Raw genomic sequence first — 17,800 nt, 5'->3', positions numbered from 1 at the left:
GACATAGGCCAGATTTGGCGAAGCCTCAAATCAGATCGAGCAGGCGCCTCAGCGCTTGTCGGGGCCTTCGCGGGCCGCGATCTGCTCGACGAGATCGACGATGGAGCGGCGCATCTTCGAATCGGTGATTCGGGTGAACGCCTTGGTCAAAGCGAGACCTTCGGAGGTCGCGAGGAAGTCCGAGACGTAGGAGGGTGAAGCGCCTTCGGCGAAGCCGTCGGGACCAGCCACGCCGCTCGGGCCGCCCTCGAACAGGAACGACACCGGCACCTGGAGAATCTCGGCAATCTGCTGGATTCGGCTCGCACCGACGCGATTCGTGCCCTTCTCGTACTTCTGAATCTGCTGGAAAGTCAGGCCCAAAGCTTCACCGAGCTTCTCCTGACTCATGCCCAACATGATGCGGCGCATGCGCACGCGGCTGCCGACATATTTGTCAACAGGGTTGGGCGCTTTCGACATTTCCTCAGCCTCCAAACACCACCTTCAGCGCAATCGACCGGAATGCCTCAGGTGCCAGCAACATAAAAATCAAACCCTGTTATTGGGAAACATTGCGGAGAAATTTAGCAATGCCCACTGTCTTTCGCAGCGGGTGCAGAATGAGGAACCCGCGTGCAGTCTGTCAACCGTGGGACTACGGTTGTCAAAGGATTCCGGCGGATCGACCGAAAACTGCCAGCGACCGTGTAATCACGGATGCCGTTTGGCAACACGTCGGCGGACCGCGAGAAGCACGGCCAGCGCGATCAGTATGGCTGCAGGCACGTCGCCGACGCGCGCATAGATGGTCGGCGGGATCGCTGCGGGCAGGTTTGCATCCAAAATGCCCTCAGTCCCGAGACCGAGGCTGGCGATGGTGCGCCCCATCGGATCGACCACAGCGGAAACGCCGGTATTGGCCGAACGGACCAGCGGCAATCCTAGCTCGATCGCACGCATCCGCGACTGCTCGAGATGCTGATACGGTCCGGTCGAGATGCCGAACCAGCCGTCATTGGTAAGGTTCACGATCCAGCCCGGACGCTCGTTGCGCCCGGCAACCTCACCGGGAAAGATCGCTTCATAGCAGATCAGTGGCAGTGCGCTTGGTGCGCCCGGCACAGGCAGTGCATGACGCACCGTGCCCGGGATGAAGCCGCCGCGCATGCGCGTGAGTTGCTCGAAGCCGAGCTTCTCCATCAGCTCCTGATAGGGCAGGAATTCGCCGAACGGCACGAGGTGCAGCTTGTCGTAGACCGAGAGCACGCTGCCGTCGTGATCGATCACATAGATCGAATTATAGGCGCGCGTGACCGGCGTGCCGCGCGGCAGATCCGGTGCGCGGACCGAGCCCGTGATCAGCACCGTACCCTTCGGCAGCAGATCGGCGATCTCAGCCATCGCGTCGGCTTCGCGGGTCAGGAAGAACGGAAAAGCGGATTCCGGCCAGATCAGGATGGTGGCATCGCGCACGCCAGTCGATTGCGGCCCCGAGGCGCGGTCCGACAGCGCGAGGTATTTCTTCATCACCTCCGCCTTGGCGGCGTAGTTGAATTTGGCGTCCTGCTGGAGATCCGGCTGCATCAGGCGCAGCTTGGTGCCCGCGACCATCGTGGTTGGATTGAGCGACAGCCGGATCGCGCCGAAGATGCTCATGACAATCAGAAGTGCAATCGCAGCCGCCGGAGCGCGCCAGGCCGGGCGGCGGTCCGGCGTGCGGTCGATCAGTGCCGCGGGGCTGGCGAAGATCGCGATGGCCAGGAACGTCATTCCCCAGAGGCCGAGCAGCGACGCCGTCTGCGCCAGCGGCAGCGGCTCGGACAGTGCATAGCCGAACGCGTTCCACGGAAAGCCGGTGAGCACGTGACCGCGCAGCCATTCGGCGACGGTGAGGCTCGCGGCGAGCGCAAGGATGCGCGTGGCATCCTTGGTCCAGAGCAGGCGGGCCAGCGCAAAGCCCATCGCCGTGAAGATCGAGAGATAGGCGGGCAGGCCCAGCACGGCGAACGGCGTCAGCCAGGCGAAGATGTCGGCATCGACGAAGAAGGCCTTGCCGATCCAGTAGAGGCCGGGAACGAAATAGCCGAGCCCGAACCAGTAGCCGGTCAGCGCCGCGGCGGGGACTCCGCCGTAGCGTCCGGCGCCGGCCCCGTCGATCAGCCAGACCATCACGGGCAGCGTGATGAACAGCACCGGAAAGATGTTGAACGGCGCCAGCGCCAGCACCGACAATGCGCCGCACCCCATCGCGAGCAGCGCGCGCTTCCATCCCCAGGTCAGGATGATGGCGAGCGCAATCTGCTTAAATCGCTGGAAGGCGCTCACTGCGGACCGGTCCCGTCGCTCGGCGGCGGGCTGGGCGTGTCGCCGGCGGACGGCTGACCGCTGTCCGGCGTGGCCTCGCGGCGGCTTCGCTCGCGCTGGCTGCGCGGTGCAGGCCGTTCCTTGCGCGTCGAAATCCGCAATCGCTTGACGCGGCGCGGATCGGCGTCGAGCACCTCGACTTCGTAATTGCCGGGGCCCGAGATCACCTCGCCGCGCACCGGCAGGCGTCCGACGAAGCTGACGAGATAGCCGCCGAGCGTCTCGACCTCCTCGCCGGCCTCTCCGGTGACGAAATCCTCGCCGATCACGGTGCGGACATCATCGAGGCTGGCGCGAGCATCGGCGATGAAGGCGTTGTCGGGCAGCCGCACAATCGAGGGCGGCTCGTCGCTGTCGTGCTCGTCGTCGATCTCGCCGACGATCTGCTCGACGATGTCCTCGAGCGAGACCAGCCCGTCGCTGCCGCCATATTCGTCGACGACCAGCGCGAGGTGAATGCGCGTCGCCTGCATCTGCGCGAGCAGATCGATCGCTCGCATCGACGGCGGCACGTAGAGCAACTTGCGGATGATCCGCGCGTCCTCGAGCGGCAGCGCGAGATCGACGGCCTTCAGATCGAGCCCGGCCGGCGGCGGTTTCTTGCGCTTGGTCTTGGTGGCCTCGGATACACGCGCGCGCGCGGTCATGAAGGCGAGCAAATCGCGGATGTGGACGATGCCGACGGGGTCGTCGAGCGTCTCGTTGTAGACCACGAGGCGCGAATGGCCGGCGCTCTCGAAACGGTCCATCAACTCGCCGAGCGGGATGTCGCGCTTCACCGCGACGATGTCGGCGCGATGCACCATGACGTCGGCGATGCGGCGCTCGTGCAGGCCGAGAATGTTGCGCAGCATGGTGCGCTCGACCGCGGAGAAGCCGGTGTCGTCCGGCGTCGTCGCATCGAGCACGACCTGAAGGTCGTCGCGCACCGAGCCCGCCTTCCAGCCGAACAGCGTGCGGATCGCGCGCAGCAGCCAGCCGTCCGCAGTCGGGCGTATGACTTCGCCAGGCGTCACCACCGCCGGCAGGTTCGGCGTGTTGCGCGGATTGTCGTGGATCGGTTCGGAATCCGGCATCTCAGTGCGCCCCCGCGCGATCGGCATAGGGGTCGGGGATGCCGAGATGCGCCAGGATCTCGGTCTCCAGCGCTTCCATCTCCTCGGCGTCGTCGTCGTTCTCGTGGTCGTAGCCGATCAGATGCAGGAAGCCGTGCACGGCGAGATGGCTGAGATGATGGTCGAACGGCTTGTGCTCCTCGTCCGCCTCGCGCCGCATGGTCTCGTAGGCGATCGCGATGTCGCCGAGCATGCGCGGTGCATCGCCTTCCTTCCATTCGCCCTCCGGCTGAAGCGCAGGAAACGACAGCACGTTGGTCGGCTTGTCCATGCCGCGCCAGTTGCTGTTCAGCGTGCGGATGCCGGCATCGTCGGTCAGCATCACGGCCACTTCGGCTTCGGCGACATCCTCGTCGACGCTTTCGGCGGCGGCGGCAACCGCACGCTGGATCACGGCTTCGGAATCGGGTTCGCGCTGCCAGCAATCGGCAACGACGAGGACCTCGGTGATGGGAAGGTTCGGATGTGACATTGTCTTTGTTCGGAACGAAAGGGCGTCTCGGTCCGCGCCCGCTGGATCCGGCTGTTGTCCCGTCAGGATTTTCCGGTCGCCGGCCGCTGCGGCGACCCTTCATAGGCGGCGACGATCCGCGCCACGAGCTCGTGGCGGATCACGTCCTCGGCTTTGAAATGAACTTGCGCAATGCCTTCGACGCCATCAAGCAATTTGGTCGCTTCGGCAAGTCCCGAGGTCTGGCCGTTCGGCAGGTCGATCTGCGAGGGATCGCCGGTCACGATCATGCGGCTGTTCTCGCCGAGACGCGTCAAAAACATCTTCATCTGCATCGACGTGGTGTTCTGCGCCTCATCCAGGATGATGGCGGCGTTGGTCAGCGTGCGGCCGCGCATGAAGGCGAGCGGCGCGATTTCGATCTCGCCGGTCTGCAGCGCGCGCTCGACGATGCGTGCATCCATGAGGTCGTAGAGCGCATCATAGATCGGGCGCAGATACGGATCGACCTTCTCACGGAGATCGCCGGGCAGGAAGCCCAGCCGCTCGCCGGCTTCCACCGCCGGGCGCGACAGGATGATCTTGTCGACCTCCTTGCGCTCGAACAATTGCGCGGCATGCGCAACCGCGAGCCAGGTCTTGCCGGTGCCGGCGGGGCCGATGCCGAACACCAGCTCGTGACGCTTCAGCGCGCGAATGTAGGAATCCTGCGCCGCCGTGCGCGCACGCACCGGGCGCTTGCGCAAATTGATGCTGTCGAAGGTGGACTTGGCCGATTTGGCGTCGAACTCGAACAGCGAGCCCTGCGCGATCACGGCGCGAATCGCGCCCTCGACCTCGCCCTGGTCGAGATCGTGACCCTTCACGGCTTGCGCATAGAGCATCTCAAGCACGCGGCGCGCGGCATCGCAACCGTCGCGCGTGCCGCCGATCGTGATGTGGTTGCCCTTGGAATCGACGACGACGCCGAGCCGCCGCTCGATCTGAGCGAGGTGCTGGCCATAGGGGCCGACCAGCGCGGATGCGGCGCGGTTGTCGTCGAAGTCGATGACGACCTGGGTCTCGGGCGGAACTTGCATGTCGCGGTCAAATTTGCGGCTGGGAGCGATAGAAGACGAATCCGATGCGCTTTTGGGCAAGGGTTCAGGCTCCGATGGATTGCGATAAAGCGGGCTCGCGCGCATTGCGCGGCGTCACGAGCTCGCCGAGGAAGCTGTAGCGTTCGAGAATGTCGATCCTGACCGGCAGGATCTGTCCGATGATGTCGGGCGAAGCCATTACATGGGCAGGCTGGAGGAAGGCGGTGCGGCCGACGATCTGGCCGTCCTTGCGCGCCGGACGTTCGAACAGTACGTCGACCGTTGAGCCAATCGCAGCCTTGTTGAAGGCCGATTGCTGGCTGTCGATCAGTTCCTGGAGCCGCTCCAATCGCTGGTCCATCTCGGCGGGGGACACCGTCTCCTGCATATCCGCGGCCGGCGTTCCCGGCCGGGCGGAGTATTTGAACGAATACGCCGCAGCGTAGCCGATTTGCGTGACAAGCGCGAGAGTGGCGAGAAAATCCTGCTCGCTTTCGCCGGGGAAGCCGACGATAAAATCTGATGAAAAAGCAATGTCTTGGCGCGCTGACCGGAAACGATCGATGACTTTGCGGTAATCATCGGCGGTATGTTTGCGGTTCATGGCGGCCAGAATCCGGTCCGAGCCCGACTGCACCGGCAGGTGCACGAACGGCATCAACGCGTCGAGATCGCGATGGGCCGCAATCAGACTGTCATCGACGTCGCGGGGATGGCTGGTCGAATAGCGCAGCCGGACGATGCCGGGAATTTTCGCCAGATGCTCGAGCAGCCGGCCGAGAGTCCAGGTTTTTCCGTCCGGCCCCTCGCCATGATAGGCGTTGACGTTCTGCCCGATCAGCGTGAGCTCGCGCACGCCGTTGTCGGCAAGCCGCTTCACGTCGTCGACGATTTTTGTGACGGGACGCGAGACTTCGGCGCCGCGCGTATAGGGCACGACGCAGAACGTACAGAACTTGTCGCAGCCTTCCTGCACCGTGACGAACGCGGAAATGCCGCGCGCGCGGATCGCGTCGGGCTTCGGCTGGGCGAGGAAGCCGAACTTGTCGGCGGCGGGAAATTCGGTCTCGATCGCGCGGCCTTCGTTGCGCGCGCGCCTCAAGAGCTCGGGAAGATGATGATAGCTCTGCGGGCCGACCACCACGTCGACGACAGGCGCGCGGCGCGTGATCTCGCCGCCTTCGGCCTGCGCCACGCAGCCGGCGACCGCGATCTGCATGGTCCGGCCGCTGCGCGCCGCTTCGTCCTTGGCGACGCGCAGGCGGCCAAGCTCGGAATAGACCTTCTCGGAAGCCTTCTCGCGGATGTGGCAGGTGTTGAGGATGACGAGGTCGGCGTCATCAGGGCTCGCCGTCTCCACGAATCCTTCCGGGGCCAGTGTGTCCACCATGCGCTGGGCATCGTAGACGTTCATCTGGCAGCCATATGATTTGATGTGCAGCTTGCGCGGCGGCGTCATGGAACCCGAATTGAGGTGGAGGACGGCCCTCAGATATAGGCTGGAGAGCCGAAAATCCAGCGAATGGGGGTCAAAAGGCGCGTTCCGGGCGGCGACTGCCGGAATCGCGCGGTTTGGCGCCGGATTCAGCCCGTCAGGGCGTCCGCTGCGACCCGCCTAACCAGCTCCGGCAGCTGATGCATGTCCGAGAAGGTCAGGTCGGCGCCGGCCTGACGCAGGGTCTCTGCATGGCCGGCCCCGCAATGGCTGCCCCCGTAAAAGCCGAACACCTTCATGCCCGCTGCCCGCGCTCCGGCAATGCCGGCCAGGCTGTCCTCGATCACGACGCAGCGCTCGGGCGGCACGCCCATTTCCCTGGCTGCGAACAAAAACAGGTCCGGCGCCGGCTTGCCGTTCCTCACCTGCGAGGACGAGAAGATGTGCGGCGCGAAGCGCTCGTGGAGACCGGTGCTCCCGAGGCTGACCTGCATGCGTTGATGCGAACCGCTGGAGGCGACGCAGACCGCCTGCGTCACCACATCGAGCACGTCGTGGATGCCGCGGATCGCCTCGAGGTCGGATTCGAAGGCGCGAAACAGCTCGTCCTGGAGATCGCCGTGATAGGCCTCGGGCAGCTTGCGGCCGAGTTCGGCCTCGATCTCGAGATTGGCCTGTTTTGTCGCACGGCCGAGGAAGCGCGCGGACACTTGCGCCGCAGTGATTGGATAGCCGTGGCGCGTCAGCGCATTCGCGTGTGCCTGACAGGAGATCACCTCGCTGTCCACGAGCACACCGTCGCAATCGAAGATGATGAGATCGAGGGGCACTTCAGCTCGCGTCGCGGACGGTGTCACCTCTCCCGGAGGGAGAGGTCGGCGCGAAGCGCCGGGTGAGGGGATCAGCTTTCTCGTGGGACCTGAGTCCCCTCACCCGATTTGCACTGGACGATGCTTCGCAGCGCCAGGCGCAAATCGACCTCTCCCCGACGGGGAGAGGTGAAGAGAACTCGCCGAAAGATCCCTTCATCAATTCGTCGGCTTGTCGTCGTCGAGCGGAACGCAGTAGAGCTCGAGCCGGTGATCGACCAGCTTGTAGCCGAGCTTGCGGGCGATCTCCGCCTGGAGCTTCTCGATCTCCTCGGAGGTGAACTCGATCACCTTGCCGTCGCGCAGATTGATGAGGTGGTCGTGATGGCTGTCGCGCATCGTCTCGTAGCGCGCGCGGCCCTCGCGGAAATCATGGCGCTCGATGATGCCGGCATCCTCGAACAGCTTGACGGTGCGATACACGGTCGAGATCGAGATCTTGTCGTCGACGGCGACGCAGCGCCGGTACAATTCCTCGACATCGGGATGATCGACAGCCTCCGCCAGCACGCGCGCGATGACGCGGCGCTGTTCGGTCATGCGCATGCCGGTGGCGGCACAGCGCGCCTCGATACCCGAGGCCTTGGATGCGGCGGAAGCTTTAAGTCCAGTCATGTGTTGTCTGCCTGACGGGGCGCTTTCTGCCATCAATATTACGACAAGTCACGTCGCATCAGAAGGGCGTTCAACTGTTCCCCGTTGGGCTGCTTATAGTAGCGTTCGCGGCGTCCGACCACCATGAATCCGGCCCTGTCGTAGAGGCGCCGCGCCGGCTGGTTATTCTCCTCGACTTCGAGAAATATCGTGCGTACGCCGCGCCCCGCGAGATGACCGAGATGGGTCATCAGCAGCGTGCGGGACAGGCCGTGGCCGCGCTGGGCCCGGTCGACCGCGATCGAGAGAATCTCCGCCTCGTCCGCGCCGATCCGCGACACCGCAAAGCCGATCGTCTTGCGGCCAAGCCGCAGCCGCTGCACCAGCGTGTTGGGTTCGCTGATCATGCTCTCGAATTCGCCTTCGCCCCAGCCATGCGCGAAGGAGGCACCGTGGAGCTGTGCGAGCCGCGCGGCGTCGCGCGCGGAGGCGGGCTCGACGGCGGCTGTGCCGCCGCGCCACCATTCCGAAAGCCATCGCATCATGAGCTTGCGGCTTGTGCGAGCGGCGGCAGCGCCGCCGGCTTGGCGTCGGGCGCCTTCAGATAGAACGGCCGCGCCGGATTCGTCTCGGGATTGGCCGCGGCACCAAGCCATGCGACCCAGCTGATGTCGGGCGCGGGCGGCGCGTCGACCGTCACAGGCTGCGGCCCATCCTTCGGCCAGCGACCGGCGAGGATGTTTGCAGCATTGCCGACCAGATGCGGCGCGCCGAATTGCGAGGCCGCGATGGCGTCGTCGATGGAGGCGACGCCTGGCCGCACCAACTGGCTGCCGTCACCCGCGACGATCTGGAAATAGACGTGATCGTGCCGCGCGTCGATCGCGGAGATCACCGGCGCCGTGCCGCTTTGGCCGACGATGGTCGCGGCATAGGCCGACAGTGTCGTCACGCCGACGGCCGGCCGTTTCGCCGCGAGCGCAAGGCCGCGCGCGGCGGAAATGCCGACCCGCAGGCCGGTAAAGCTGCCGGGTCCGGCGGTGACGGCGATGCGGTCGAGCGAAGTGAAGGCGAGATTCGCCGATTGCATCACGCGCGCAATCATCGGCATCAACGCCTCGGCGTGACCGCGCTTCATCAGCTGCGATTCCTGCGCAAGGAGCTCACCGGACTCGGTGTCCAGAACGGCGGCCGCGCACGCGTCGAGCGCAGTATCGATGGCAAGGATCAGCATCGAATCAGCTTAGTCGGTTGGGCACCGTTCAAACCAGCCCTAGTTTGGCTTTCTCGACATGGCCATGACCGGCTACGTAATTCTACGTGGCAGCGAAGATGGTCAACGCTTCATGCGTGCCCCTTTTTGCAGACGATTGCTCCATCCGCAACTCTGCAACCTTTAAACCATCGAAAGTTCGTCATCTTAAGGGAAGGTTCACCACGGACTGAGACCTTCCGGCCGATTTGGATCTCGCGAGATCCGAATGGTGCGCTGCGACGTAACAGGTACCATCCGGGGCGTGCCTTGAAAGGTTGCAATGAATGTCATTCTGGAAACGTTGGTCGTTGGCCCGAGAGGCCATGGCCCAGGTCAGCGCATTGTCGAGATCTCAGGCCATCATCGAATTCAATCTCGACGGCACCATCATCACCGCCAACCAGAATTTTCTGAACACAATGGGTTACCGGCTGGACGAGATCGCCGGCAAGCACCATTCCCTGTTCGTGGTGCCCGAGGAGCGGGACAGCGCAGCCTATCGCGAGTTCTGGAATCGGCTTGGCCGGGGTGAATATCAAACCGCCGCGTACAAGCGGCTCGGAAAGGGCGGCCGCGAGATCTGGATCCAGGCGTCCTACAATCCGATCACCGATACAGCCGGCAAACCCGTGAAGGTCGTCAAGTTCGCGACCGACATCACAGCGCGCAAGATCCGCAGCCTGGAAGACGCCGGAAAGATCTCTGCGATCAGCCGCGCCCAGGCGGTGATCGAATTCACTCTCGATGGCAGCATCATCACGGCGAATGAGAATTTCCTGAGCACGACGGGCTACCGGCTCGACGAGATCCAGGGCAAGCACCACAGCATGTTCGTGAGCGCCGACGAGCGCGACAGCGCCGCCTATCGCGAGCTTTGGTCAGGACTTGCCCGCGGCGAGTTCCGGTCCGGCGAGTACAAGCGGTTCGGCAAGGGGGCTAAGGAAATCTGGATCCTCGCATCGTACAATCCGATCCTCGACGATGCGGGCAGGCCGTTCAAGGTGGTGAAGTTCGCTACCGATGTCACCGCACAAAAGCTGATGAACGCGAATTTCGCCGGGCAGATCGAGGCGATCGGCAAGTCACAGGCCGTGATCGAGTTCGACATGGAGGGCAGGATTCTGACCGCCAATCAGAATTTCCTGCATGCGCTCGGCTACTCGCTCCCGGAAATCGTGGGCCGTCATCACAGCATGTTCGTCGACGCAGACGAGCGCGGGGGCGAAGCCTATCGCGCCTTCTGGGCCAGGCTGAACGCCGGTGAATTCCAGTCCGGCGAATATCGGCGCGTCGGCAAGGGCGGCCGCGAGGTCTGGATTCAGGCCTCCTACAACCCGATCCGCGATCTCAATGGCAAGCCGTTCAAAATCGTGAAATACGCCTCCGATACCACCGCGCAGGTCGTCGCGCGCAAACGCAGCGAGAAGGTGCGTAACATGATGGAATCGGTCGCCGCCGGCGCCGAGGAGCTCAACAGCTCGGTGCGCGAGATCGCCGAAGCCATGACGCGATCGCGCGAGACCGCCTCGAGCGCGGTCGATCGGGTCGAGGCGGCCGACCAGCAGGCGCAACGGCTAACGCAAGCGGCGGAATCGATGAGCACGATAGTGCAATTGATCGGCGACATTACCGGTCAGATCAATCTGCTGGCGTTGAACGCGACGATCGAGTCCGCGCGCGCTGGCGAGGCCGGTCGCGGATTTGCGGTGGTCGCCTCGGAGGTCAAGAATCTCGCTAATCAGGCCAAGCAGGCCGCGGACCGGATCGAGCAGGAGATCGGTAATCTGAACGGCATCTCGGCCGACGTCGTCGGAGCTCTGGATGCAATCAAGAGCGCGATTCAGGGCGTCAGCGAGTACGTGTCCACAACGGCCGCCGCCGTCGAGGAGCAGAGCACGGTGACCCAGGAAATGTCGGCGAACATGCGTACGGCCGCGGAAGAGGCCGCGAGCATCGGTCGGGGGGTGTAGTTCGCGTCATCCGGGGCGATGCGACGCATCGAGCGATGCTGCGCGCCTGAGAATCCCGAGATTCCGGGTCTGGTGCTGGCGCACCATCCCGGAATGATCGACTTCGTCGTCACATCGGCCGGACTTCGACGACGTCGGGCACGAAGTGCTTGAGCAGGTTCTGGATGCCGTGCTGCAGGGTCGCGGTCGAGGACGGGCAGCCGGAACAGGCGCCCTTCATGTTGAGATAGACGATGCCGTCCTTGAAGCCGCGGAAGGTGATGTCGCCGCCGTCGTTTGCGACGGCCGGCCGCACGCGCGTCTCGATCAGATCCTTGATCATGTCGACCGTCTCGGCATCGGACTCGTCGAAGAACTCGTCCTCGTCGTCGAGATCGACGTCGCTGGTGGCCGCACCGTCGGCGAGCAGCGGCGCGCCGGACATGTAGTGCTCCATGATGGCGCCGAGGATCGCGGGCTTGAGCTGCTGCCATTCACCGTCCGCCTTGGTCACGGTGATGAAATCCGATCCATAGAACACGCCGGTGACGCCGGGCACGTCGAACAGCTTTTCCGCGAGCGGCGAACGGCCAGCGGCTTCTCGGCTCGAAAATTCGATCGGGCTGCCATCGGACACGACGCGGCCGGGAATGAACTTCAGCGTGGCGGGATTGGGAGTGGCTTCGGTTTGAATGAACATGGTTTTCTCCAGACGTCGCCGGTTCAAGGCCGGCGCGTGCCCTATTCCCTAGCAGATGGCGATGGCGAACGCACGGTCAAGGGGAGCGGAGGGGCTTCCATCGTTATATCAGCGGGTTAGGCGCTCCCTTCTCCCTCGCCCCACCTGCGGGGAGAGGTGAGGGACGAGCCTACGACAGCGAATCCACGCTTTCGTCACTCAATGCCCCCGAAATGATCGTCACCGGCACCGGGAACGTGCCGAGTTCATGCGCGAGCAGCGCCACCCACGGCCCTGGTCCTTCCGCCCCGGGGCTGGCGGCGATCACCAGCATGCCGATGTCAGTGTCCTCGTCGATCACCGCCAGCAGCTGTTCCATCGCGGCACCTTCGCGGATCACGCGCTCCGGCGTGATTGCCGCGATGCCGTTGGCCCTCCCGGCGGCACGGTCGAGCGCGGCCTCCGCTGCTTCAATCGCTTCCGCGCGCATGATGTCGGCGACGCCCAGCCATTCCTGGCTCTGTGCGTCAGGCTCGATGATGCGCAGCAGCACCACGCCGCCGCCGGCACGGATCGCCCAGCGGCTGGCATAATACACCGCGCGATCCCATTCGGCGGTGTCGTCGACGATGACGAGGCATTTGGGCTTGTGACCCGGCTCGAAGCAAAGTCGCTTGCTGGTCATGCCTATCCCGGATGTGCACGGCCGGCATGCTGCCACACTCCCTCTTGCTTTGGGAGAGGGAAGCGGCCGGCGCTGCGGCGCAGGCCGGTTCGCGAACGCGCTTCAGCGCCGGCGGATGAAGCCGACGATGTCCTTCGAGAGCTTCATGGTCTCATCGGCGAGCGCGCGAGCCCGGTCGGAACCCTCGTTGAGGATCGTGTCGATATGGCCGGGGTCGGCGACGAGGCGCTTCATCTCGCCGGCGATCGGCGCGAGCTTTGTCACGCACAGCTCGGCCAGCGCGTTCTTGAAGCTGGAGAACTGGCCGCCCCCGAATTCGCGCAGCACGTCCGACTTGGCGCGGCCGGAGAGCGCGGCGAAGATGCCGACGAGATTGTCGGCCTCGGGACGCGCTTCCAGGCCCTTTTCCTCCGACGGCAACGGCTCCGGATCGGTCTTCGCCTTGCGGATCTTCTGCGCGATGGTGTCGGCATCGTCCGTGAGGTTGATGCGCGAATTGTCGGAGGCATCCGATTTCGACATTTTCTTGGTGCCGTCGCGCAAGCTCATCACGCGCGTCGCCGGGCCCTGAATCAAGGGCTCCGGGAGCGGGAAGAACAGGCCGTCATTGGCACCTTGCGCGCGAATGGAATCGGCGAAGTCATTGTTGAACTTCTGCGCGATGTCGCGCGACAGCTCGAGATGCTGCTTCTGGTCCTCGCCCACGGGAACGTGGGTCGCGCGGTAGAGCAGGATGTCGGCGGCCATCAGCACGGGATAGTCGAACAGGCCGACCGAGGCGTTCTCGCGATCCTTGCCGGCCTTCTCCTTGAACTGGGTCATGCGGCCGAGCCAGCCCATGCGTGCGACGCAGTTGAAGATCCAGGCGAGCTCGGCGTGCCCGGAGACCTGGCTCTGGTTGAACACGATGTGCTTCTTCGGGTCGATGCCGGCGGCGATGAACGCTGCGGTCACCTCGCGGGTGTTGCGCGCGAGCTCGACCGGGCCGCCCCAGACGTCGACGCCTTGCGTGATCGCGTGCATGTCGACCACGCAATAGATGCAGTTGTGGGTTTCCTGCATCTTCACGAAGTTGACGATCGCGCCGAGGTAATTGCCGAGGTGCAGATTGCCCGTCGGCTGGACGCCCGAAAAAACCCGTTCAACGAATGGCATGGTGAGCCTTCCCATAGGTATTCGGTCGTCGTTTCCAACAGCGAGGCTGCCCCGTCAAGGGCAATTCGCAGGGCGCAGCCCGTTCAGGCGGGCCGCTTCAGGGCGGCTGCGGCCTCGCGCCAGGAGGCTGCGCCGAGCATTTGCAGGAGCAGGCCATAAACGGCGATCCCGGCCCCGATCTGCAAGCCCAGCACGATGAAGCGGATCAGGCCGTGAGCCTCCGGGGGCATCAGGCCCGCGGCCAGCCAGAGCAGGGCGCCCATGGCGGCGGCGGCGAGCACGATCCGTGGCAGCCGTTTTCGCGCGGCGGCATCGACCGAGAAGCCGAATTCGCTGGCGCCTTTCCGCAGCAGCGAGAGCGCGCTGCTCCAGGCGCCGACGGCGATGCTCGCCGCGATCCCGCTGGCGCCCCAGAAATGACCGAGCAGCACGGCGAGGGCGACCGCAACGACAAAACCCTTGGCGGTCGCGAGCAATGGCGTCATCGTGTCGCTGCGGGCAAAGAACGCGGGCGACAACGCCTTGATTAGCACATGTGCCGGCAGGCCTAGCGCCAGCCACATCAGCGCATGCGCGGTGGCCGTACTGTCCTCCGCGCCGAAGGCGCCATGCTCGAACAGCAGCCGCACGATCGGCTCGGCCAGCACGATCAGGCCGAGCGTCGCCGGCAGCGCCAGCCCGGTGGCAAGCTCCAGCGCGCGCGATTCCGCGTGCGCCACGGCGCCGCGGTCGCCGTTGCTCACCGCGCGCGTCAGCTCCGGAACCAGCACCGTGCCCATGGCGACGCCGACGATGCCGAGCGGCAGCTCGATCAGGCGGTTGGCGAAATAGAGCCACGAGACAGCGGAGGGCGTTGCCGATGCGATGATCGCGCCCGCCACCATTAGCCATTGTGGCCCAGAGCTTGCGATCATGCCGGGAATGGCTTTTGCAAAGAAGCCGCGCATCGCCTTGTCGACACTTGCGCGCAGTGGCGCCGCGAGACCTGCGCTTCGTTGCGACAGCAGCATCAGCAATTGCAGGAGGCCGGCCACGCCAACCGTCGCCGCCAGAATCCATGCGGCGAAGCCGGCATCGGCATGCCAGACCAGCAGCACCGAAATGGCAGATATCAGCGCGATGTTGAACAGCAGCGGCGAAAAAGCCGTCAGCGCAAAACGTCCTTGCGCATTCAACAGCCCCATCAGCACCGTGACGGGACCGGCGAAGGCGAGATAGGGCAACATCAGCCGCGCGTTCGCGACGGCGAGGTCGAGCGTGCCGCTGCCGAGAAATCCGGGCGCGATCACCGCGATGATCAGCGGCATCGCCAATGCAATGGTGATCGAGATTGCGATCAGGCTCACGCTGACCGTGCCGAGCACACGACCGGCGAATGCCGAGGCGGCAACCTCGCCGTCGCGGTCCCGGACGCGCAGCCAGGCCGGGATCAGCGCCGCATTCAGCGCGCCCTCGCTGAGCAGCCGACGCACCACATTGACGAGCTGAAACGCCGCCAGAAACGCGTCCGCCACCGCTCCGGTGCCGAGCAGCGCCGCGATCAGGGAATCGCGGGCAAAGCCGAGAAGGCGCGAGGCCAGTGTTCCCGTCGAGACGGTCAGGAAGGAGCGGATCATCGTGGCTGTTATAATACCGTTGCTTGCCCGGGCAGGGGCGGTCGTGATAGGCCGCGAGCCAGATTTCAGGCCGACAGGAAGCGGATTCTTGCGGCAATCGCAATCCGGCAAGCAGGATCAAGGTGAATGGCTGACGTGAAATATGACGTTCTCGGCATCGGCAACGCGCTGTTCGACGTGCTGGTCCGGACCGACGAGGCCTTTCTGGCCAAGCACGCGATGACCAAGGGCAGCATGTCTCTGATCGACGAGGCGCGGGCCGCCGCCATCTACAAGGACATGGGCCCGGCGACGGAAGTCTCCGGCGGCTCGGCTGCCAATACCATCGTCGGCATCGGCAGCCTCGGCGCCCGCGCCGCCTATGTCGGCAAGGTCAAGGACGACCAGATCGGCAAGCTCTACGTCCACGACATCCGCTCGGCCGGCGTCGCCTTCAACACGCCCGCCGCGACCGGTGGCCCCGCCACCGGCTGCTCCTACATCCTCGTCACCGGCGACGGCGAGCGCACCATGAACACTTATCTCGGTGCCGCACAGGATCTGTCGCCCGCCGACATCGATCCGGCCGAGATCGCATCCGCCGGCATCGTCTATCTCGAGGGCTATCTCTGGGACCCCAAGAACGCCAAGGACGCCTTCGTCAAGGCGGCCGGCATCGCCCATGAGGCCAAGCGCAAGGTCGCGCTGACGCTGTCGGATTCCTTCTGCGTCGACCGCTATCGCGACGAATTTCTAGGATTGATGCGGAGCGGTACCGTCGACATCGTGTTCGCCAACGAGTCCGAGCTGCATTCGCTCTACATGACCTCGGATTTCGACACCGCGCTGAAGCAGCTGCGCAACGACGTCAAGCTCGGTGTGGTCACCCGCAGCGAGAAGGGTTGCGTCGTGGTGACCCCGACCGACGCGGTCGCCGCGCCCGCCTCTCCGATCGCAAAGCTGGTCGACACCACCGGCGCCGGCGACCTGTTTGCGGCTGGCTTTCTCTACGGTCTCTCGCGCGACCTGTCGCACAAGCAGTGCGGCGAGCTCGGCGCGCTCGCCGCAGCCGAAGTCATCCAGCACATCGGCGCCCGGCCGCAGGTGTCGCTGAAGGAGCTCGCCCAGCAGCGCGGGCTGACGGTTTAGCAAGGCAACTTCTCTCTGCCGTCATGCCCGGGCTTGTCCCGGGCATCCACGTTCTTTGTACCGTGTCGTGAGGCGTGGATGGCCGGGACAAGCCCGGCCATGACGCTGTTGAACGAGCGCGCGCGCCTCACGCCGCCTTCTGCCCGCTCCCCGCATCGAGGCCGGCATAGACCCCGCGTTCGAATCCCGCGAACGCCTCCAGGCACTTCCCGTCGGCGAACGGCAGTAGCTGCATCAGGATCACGCCTGTGACGTCGCGCGCAGGGTCGATCCAGTAATAGGTGTTGGCGAGGCCCGCCCAGGCGAGGCTGCCGGCGCTGCGGCCCTCCGGCGTCTTGGCGGTGTTGATGAGGAAGCTGAGGCCCCACTTCTTCGCCTGGTCCGGATAGAGGTCGACGTCGTTGGTGTACATCGGCGCCGCCGAATTCATTCTGGTGACGTTGAGATCGCCGATATGGTTCTGCCCCATTGTCGCGACGGTCTCGGCCTTCAGCACCTGGTTGCCGTTGCCGCGGCCCTTGTTCAGGATCATCTGGGTGAACTTGATGTAGTCGGCCGCGGTCGAATACAGGCCGCCGCCACCCATGTGGAATTCCGGGTTCTGCTCGAGCTCGAACGGGATCGCGGCGAGCTGGCCGTCCTCGCCGCGCGCATGCATCCCGACCAGGCGCTTGCGCATGTCGTCGCTGATCTTGAAGCCGGTGTCGGACATTCCGAGCGGGGCAAACAGATTGTCGCGCAGATAGGCGTCCAGCGTCTTGCCGCTGGCGGCTTCCACCGCCCTGCCGACGAAATCGATATTGGTGCCGTATTCCCAGCGCGTGCCGGGATCGCTCATGACGGGCGTCTTCAGCGCGGCGTTCTGGCAGGTGATGATCCCGGGCGTGCCGGTCTTCTCGAGATAGAGGCCGAGATTGCCGTTCCACATGTCGTAGGCGAAGCCGGCGGTGTGGGTCATGAGCTGGCGCAGCGTGATCGGCCCCTTCGCCGGCCGCAGTTTTGCCTCGCCGTTGGCCTCGAAGCCCTCGAGCACCTGCGGCTTGGCGAGATCCGGCAGCACCTCGCCGATCGGCTTGTCCAGCGACAGCTTGCCCTGCTCCACCAGCTGCATCGCGCCGGCCGATGTCACCGCCTTCGTCATCGAGGCGATCCAGAACACGCTGTCATCCGTCATCGCATCTGGCTTCGACAGGTCGCGCCTGCCGAACGCGCCCTGATAGAGCACTTCGTTACCGCTCGCGGCGACCGCGACGACGCCGGGAATCTCCCTGGCCTCGCTCGTCCTGCGCAGGATCTCGTCGATCTGGGCTTGGCTTTGCATCTGCGTTTCCTCCGGTTTGATTATTGTTGGACGCGATTGATTGTCCTCCCGGAGGTCGCGTGCGGCAAGTATCTCAACCTCCGCGCCGGTCGCGATGTCGTGACTTGACGGTCTCCGCCCCAC

General features: G+C 64.7%; 17 protein-coding genes. 2 read left to right on the top strand and 15 right to left on the bottom strand.

Annotated features, from left to right (window positions below; genetic code table 11):
- Window positions 1–48: 48 nt before the first annotated feature.
- The 10 genes from HYH08_RS28300 to tsaB all read right to left on the bottom strand — a co-directional run bounded on the left by HYH08_RS28300 (window position 49) and on the right by tsaB (window position 9,123).
- Entirely contained in the window at window positions 49–462 is a 414-nt protein-coding gene (locus tag HYH08_RS28300; RefSeq protein WP_008131807.1) for a helix-turn-helix domain-containing protein, read from the bottom strand.
- A gap of 231 nt (window positions 463–693) precedes the next feature.
- Window positions 694–2,307: an apolipoprotein N-acyltransferase gene (gene lnt / locus HYH08_RS28295; protein WP_220013113.1), complete on the bottom strand. Its 1,614-nt coding sequence runs from the start codon at window positions 2,305–2,307 to the stop codon at window positions 694–696.
- Window positions 2,304–3,422, bottom strand: a complete 1,119-nt coding sequence (locus tag HYH08_RS28290; RefSeq protein WP_228748112.1) for a hemolysin family protein — start codon at window positions 3,420–3,422, stop codon at window positions 2,304–2,306. Before HYH08_RS28290 ends, lnt begins: the two co-directional genes overlap by 4 nt.
- Window position 3,423: 1 nt before the next feature.
- Window positions 3,424–3,933 carry an rRNA maturation RNase YbeY gene (gene ybeY, locus HYH08_RS28285; RefSeq protein WP_220013111.1) on the bottom strand — a complete coding sequence of 170 codons (510 nt, stop codon included), beginning with the start codon at window positions 3,931–3,933 and terminating at the stop codon, window positions 3,424–3,426.
- Window positions 3,934–3,995: 62 nt separating this feature from the next.
- The gene (locus HYH08_RS28280) at window positions 3,996–4,991 is read right to left on the bottom strand and encodes a PhoH family protein (protein WP_220013110.1); all 996 of its coding nucleotides are present in this window, start codon (window positions 4,989–4,991) and stop codon (window positions 3,996–3,998) included.
- A 64-nt stretch (window positions 4,992–5,055) separates the two neighbouring features.
- Window positions 5,056–6,450 carry a tRNA (N6-isopentenyl adenosine(37)-C2)-methylthiotransferase MiaB gene (miaB, locus tag HYH08_RS28275; protein WP_220013109.1) on the bottom strand — a complete coding sequence of 465 codons (1,395 nt, stop codon included), beginning with the start codon at window positions 6,448–6,450 and terminating at the stop codon, window positions 5,056–5,058.
- 125 nt (window positions 6,451–6,575) lie between these two features.
- Entirely contained in the window at window positions 6,576–7,256 is a 681-nt protein-coding gene (locus tag HYH08_RS28270; RefSeq protein WP_220013108.1) for an HAD family hydrolase, read from the bottom strand.
- A 198-nt stretch (window positions 7,257–7,454) separates the two neighbouring features.
- The gene (locus HYH08_RS28265) at window positions 7,455–7,910 is read right to left on the bottom strand and encodes a Fur family transcriptional regulator (RefSeq protein ID WP_220013107.1); all 456 of its coding nucleotides are present in this window, start codon (window positions 7,908–7,910) and stop codon (window positions 7,455–7,457) included.
- Window positions 7,911–7,948: 38 nt separating this feature from the next.
- The gene (gene rimI, locus HYH08_RS28260) at window positions 7,949–8,434 is read right to left on the bottom strand and encodes a ribosomal protein S18-alanine N-acetyltransferase (RefSeq protein ID WP_220013106.1); all 486 of its coding nucleotides are present in this window, start codon (window positions 8,432–8,434) and stop codon (window positions 7,949–7,951) included.
- A complete protein-coding gene (gene tsaB, locus HYH08_RS28255) occupies window positions 8,431–9,123 on the bottom strand; it encodes a tRNA (adenosine(37)-N6)-threonylcarbamoyltransferase complex dimerization subunit type 1 TsaB (RefSeq protein ID WP_220013105.1) in 693 nt (230 codons plus the stop codon). Before tsaB ends, rimI begins: the two co-directional genes overlap by 4 nt.
- 344 nt (window positions 9,124–9,467) lie before the next feature.
- On the opposite strand from tsaB, the gene HYH08_RS28250 reads away from it, so the two are divergent.
- A complete protein-coding gene (locus HYH08_RS28250) occupies window positions 9,468–11,114 on the top strand; it encodes a methyl-accepting chemotaxis protein (protein ID WP_220013104.1) in 1,647 nt (548 codons plus the stop codon).
- A 109-nt stretch (window positions 11,115–11,223) separates the two neighbouring features.
- On the opposite strand, the gene HYH08_RS28245 is transcribed toward HYH08_RS28250, so the two are convergent.
- The 4 genes from HYH08_RS28245 to murJ all read right to left on the bottom strand — a co-directional run bounded on the left by HYH08_RS28245 (window position 11,224) and on the right by murJ (window position 15,228).
- On the bottom strand, window positions 11,224–11,793 hold the full coding sequence (locus HYH08_RS28245) for a NifU family protein (RefSeq protein WP_220013103.1): 570 nt from the start codon (window positions 11,791–11,793) through the stop codon (window positions 11,224–11,226).
- Between the two features lie 169 nt (window positions 11,794–11,962).
- The gene (locus HYH08_RS28240) at window positions 11,963–12,457 is read right to left on the bottom strand and encodes a universal stress protein (protein ID WP_220013102.1); all 495 of its coding nucleotides are present in this window, start codon (window positions 12,455–12,457) and stop codon (window positions 11,963–11,965) included.
- Between the two features lie 102 nt (window positions 12,458–12,559).
- Window positions 12,560–13,612: a tryptophan--tRNA ligase gene (trpS, locus tag HYH08_RS28235; RefSeq protein WP_220013101.1), complete on the bottom strand. Its 1,053-nt coding sequence runs from the start codon at window positions 13,610–13,612 to the stop codon at window positions 12,560–12,562.
- Between the two features lie 83 nt (window positions 13,613–13,695).
- Window positions 13,696–15,228, bottom strand: a complete 1,533-nt coding sequence (murJ, locus tag HYH08_RS28230; protein ID WP_220013100.1) for a murein biosynthesis integral membrane protein MurJ — start codon at window positions 15,226–15,228, stop codon at window positions 13,696–13,698.
- A 126-nt stretch (window positions 15,229–15,354) separates the two neighbouring features.
- Between murJ and HYH08_RS28225 the strand changes: the two genes are divergently transcribed.
- Window positions 15,355–16,356, top strand: a complete 1,002-nt coding sequence (locus HYH08_RS28225; protein ID WP_220013099.1) for an adenosine kinase — start codon at window positions 15,355–15,357, stop codon at window positions 16,354–16,356.
- A gap of 127 nt (window positions 16,357–16,483) precedes the next feature.
- Here HYH08_RS28225 and HYH08_RS28220 read toward each other — a convergent pair whose 3' ends face one another.
- On the bottom strand, window positions 16,484–17,677 hold the full coding sequence (locus HYH08_RS28220) for a serine hydrolase domain-containing protein (protein ID WP_220013098.1): 1,194 nt from the start codon (window positions 17,675–17,677) through the stop codon (window positions 16,484–16,486).
- Window positions 17,678–17,800 lie beyond the last annotated feature (123 nt).

This window comes from Bradyrhizobium sp. BR 10289, from assembly GCF_019455385.1.
In the GTDB taxonomy this organism is placed as follows: domain Bacteria; phylum Pseudomonadota; class Alphaproteobacteria; order Rhizobiales; family Xanthobacteraceae; genus Bradyrhizobium.
Note: the sequence above shows the minus strand (reverse complement) of the source record. Positions and strands in the feature narration are given on the sequence as shown.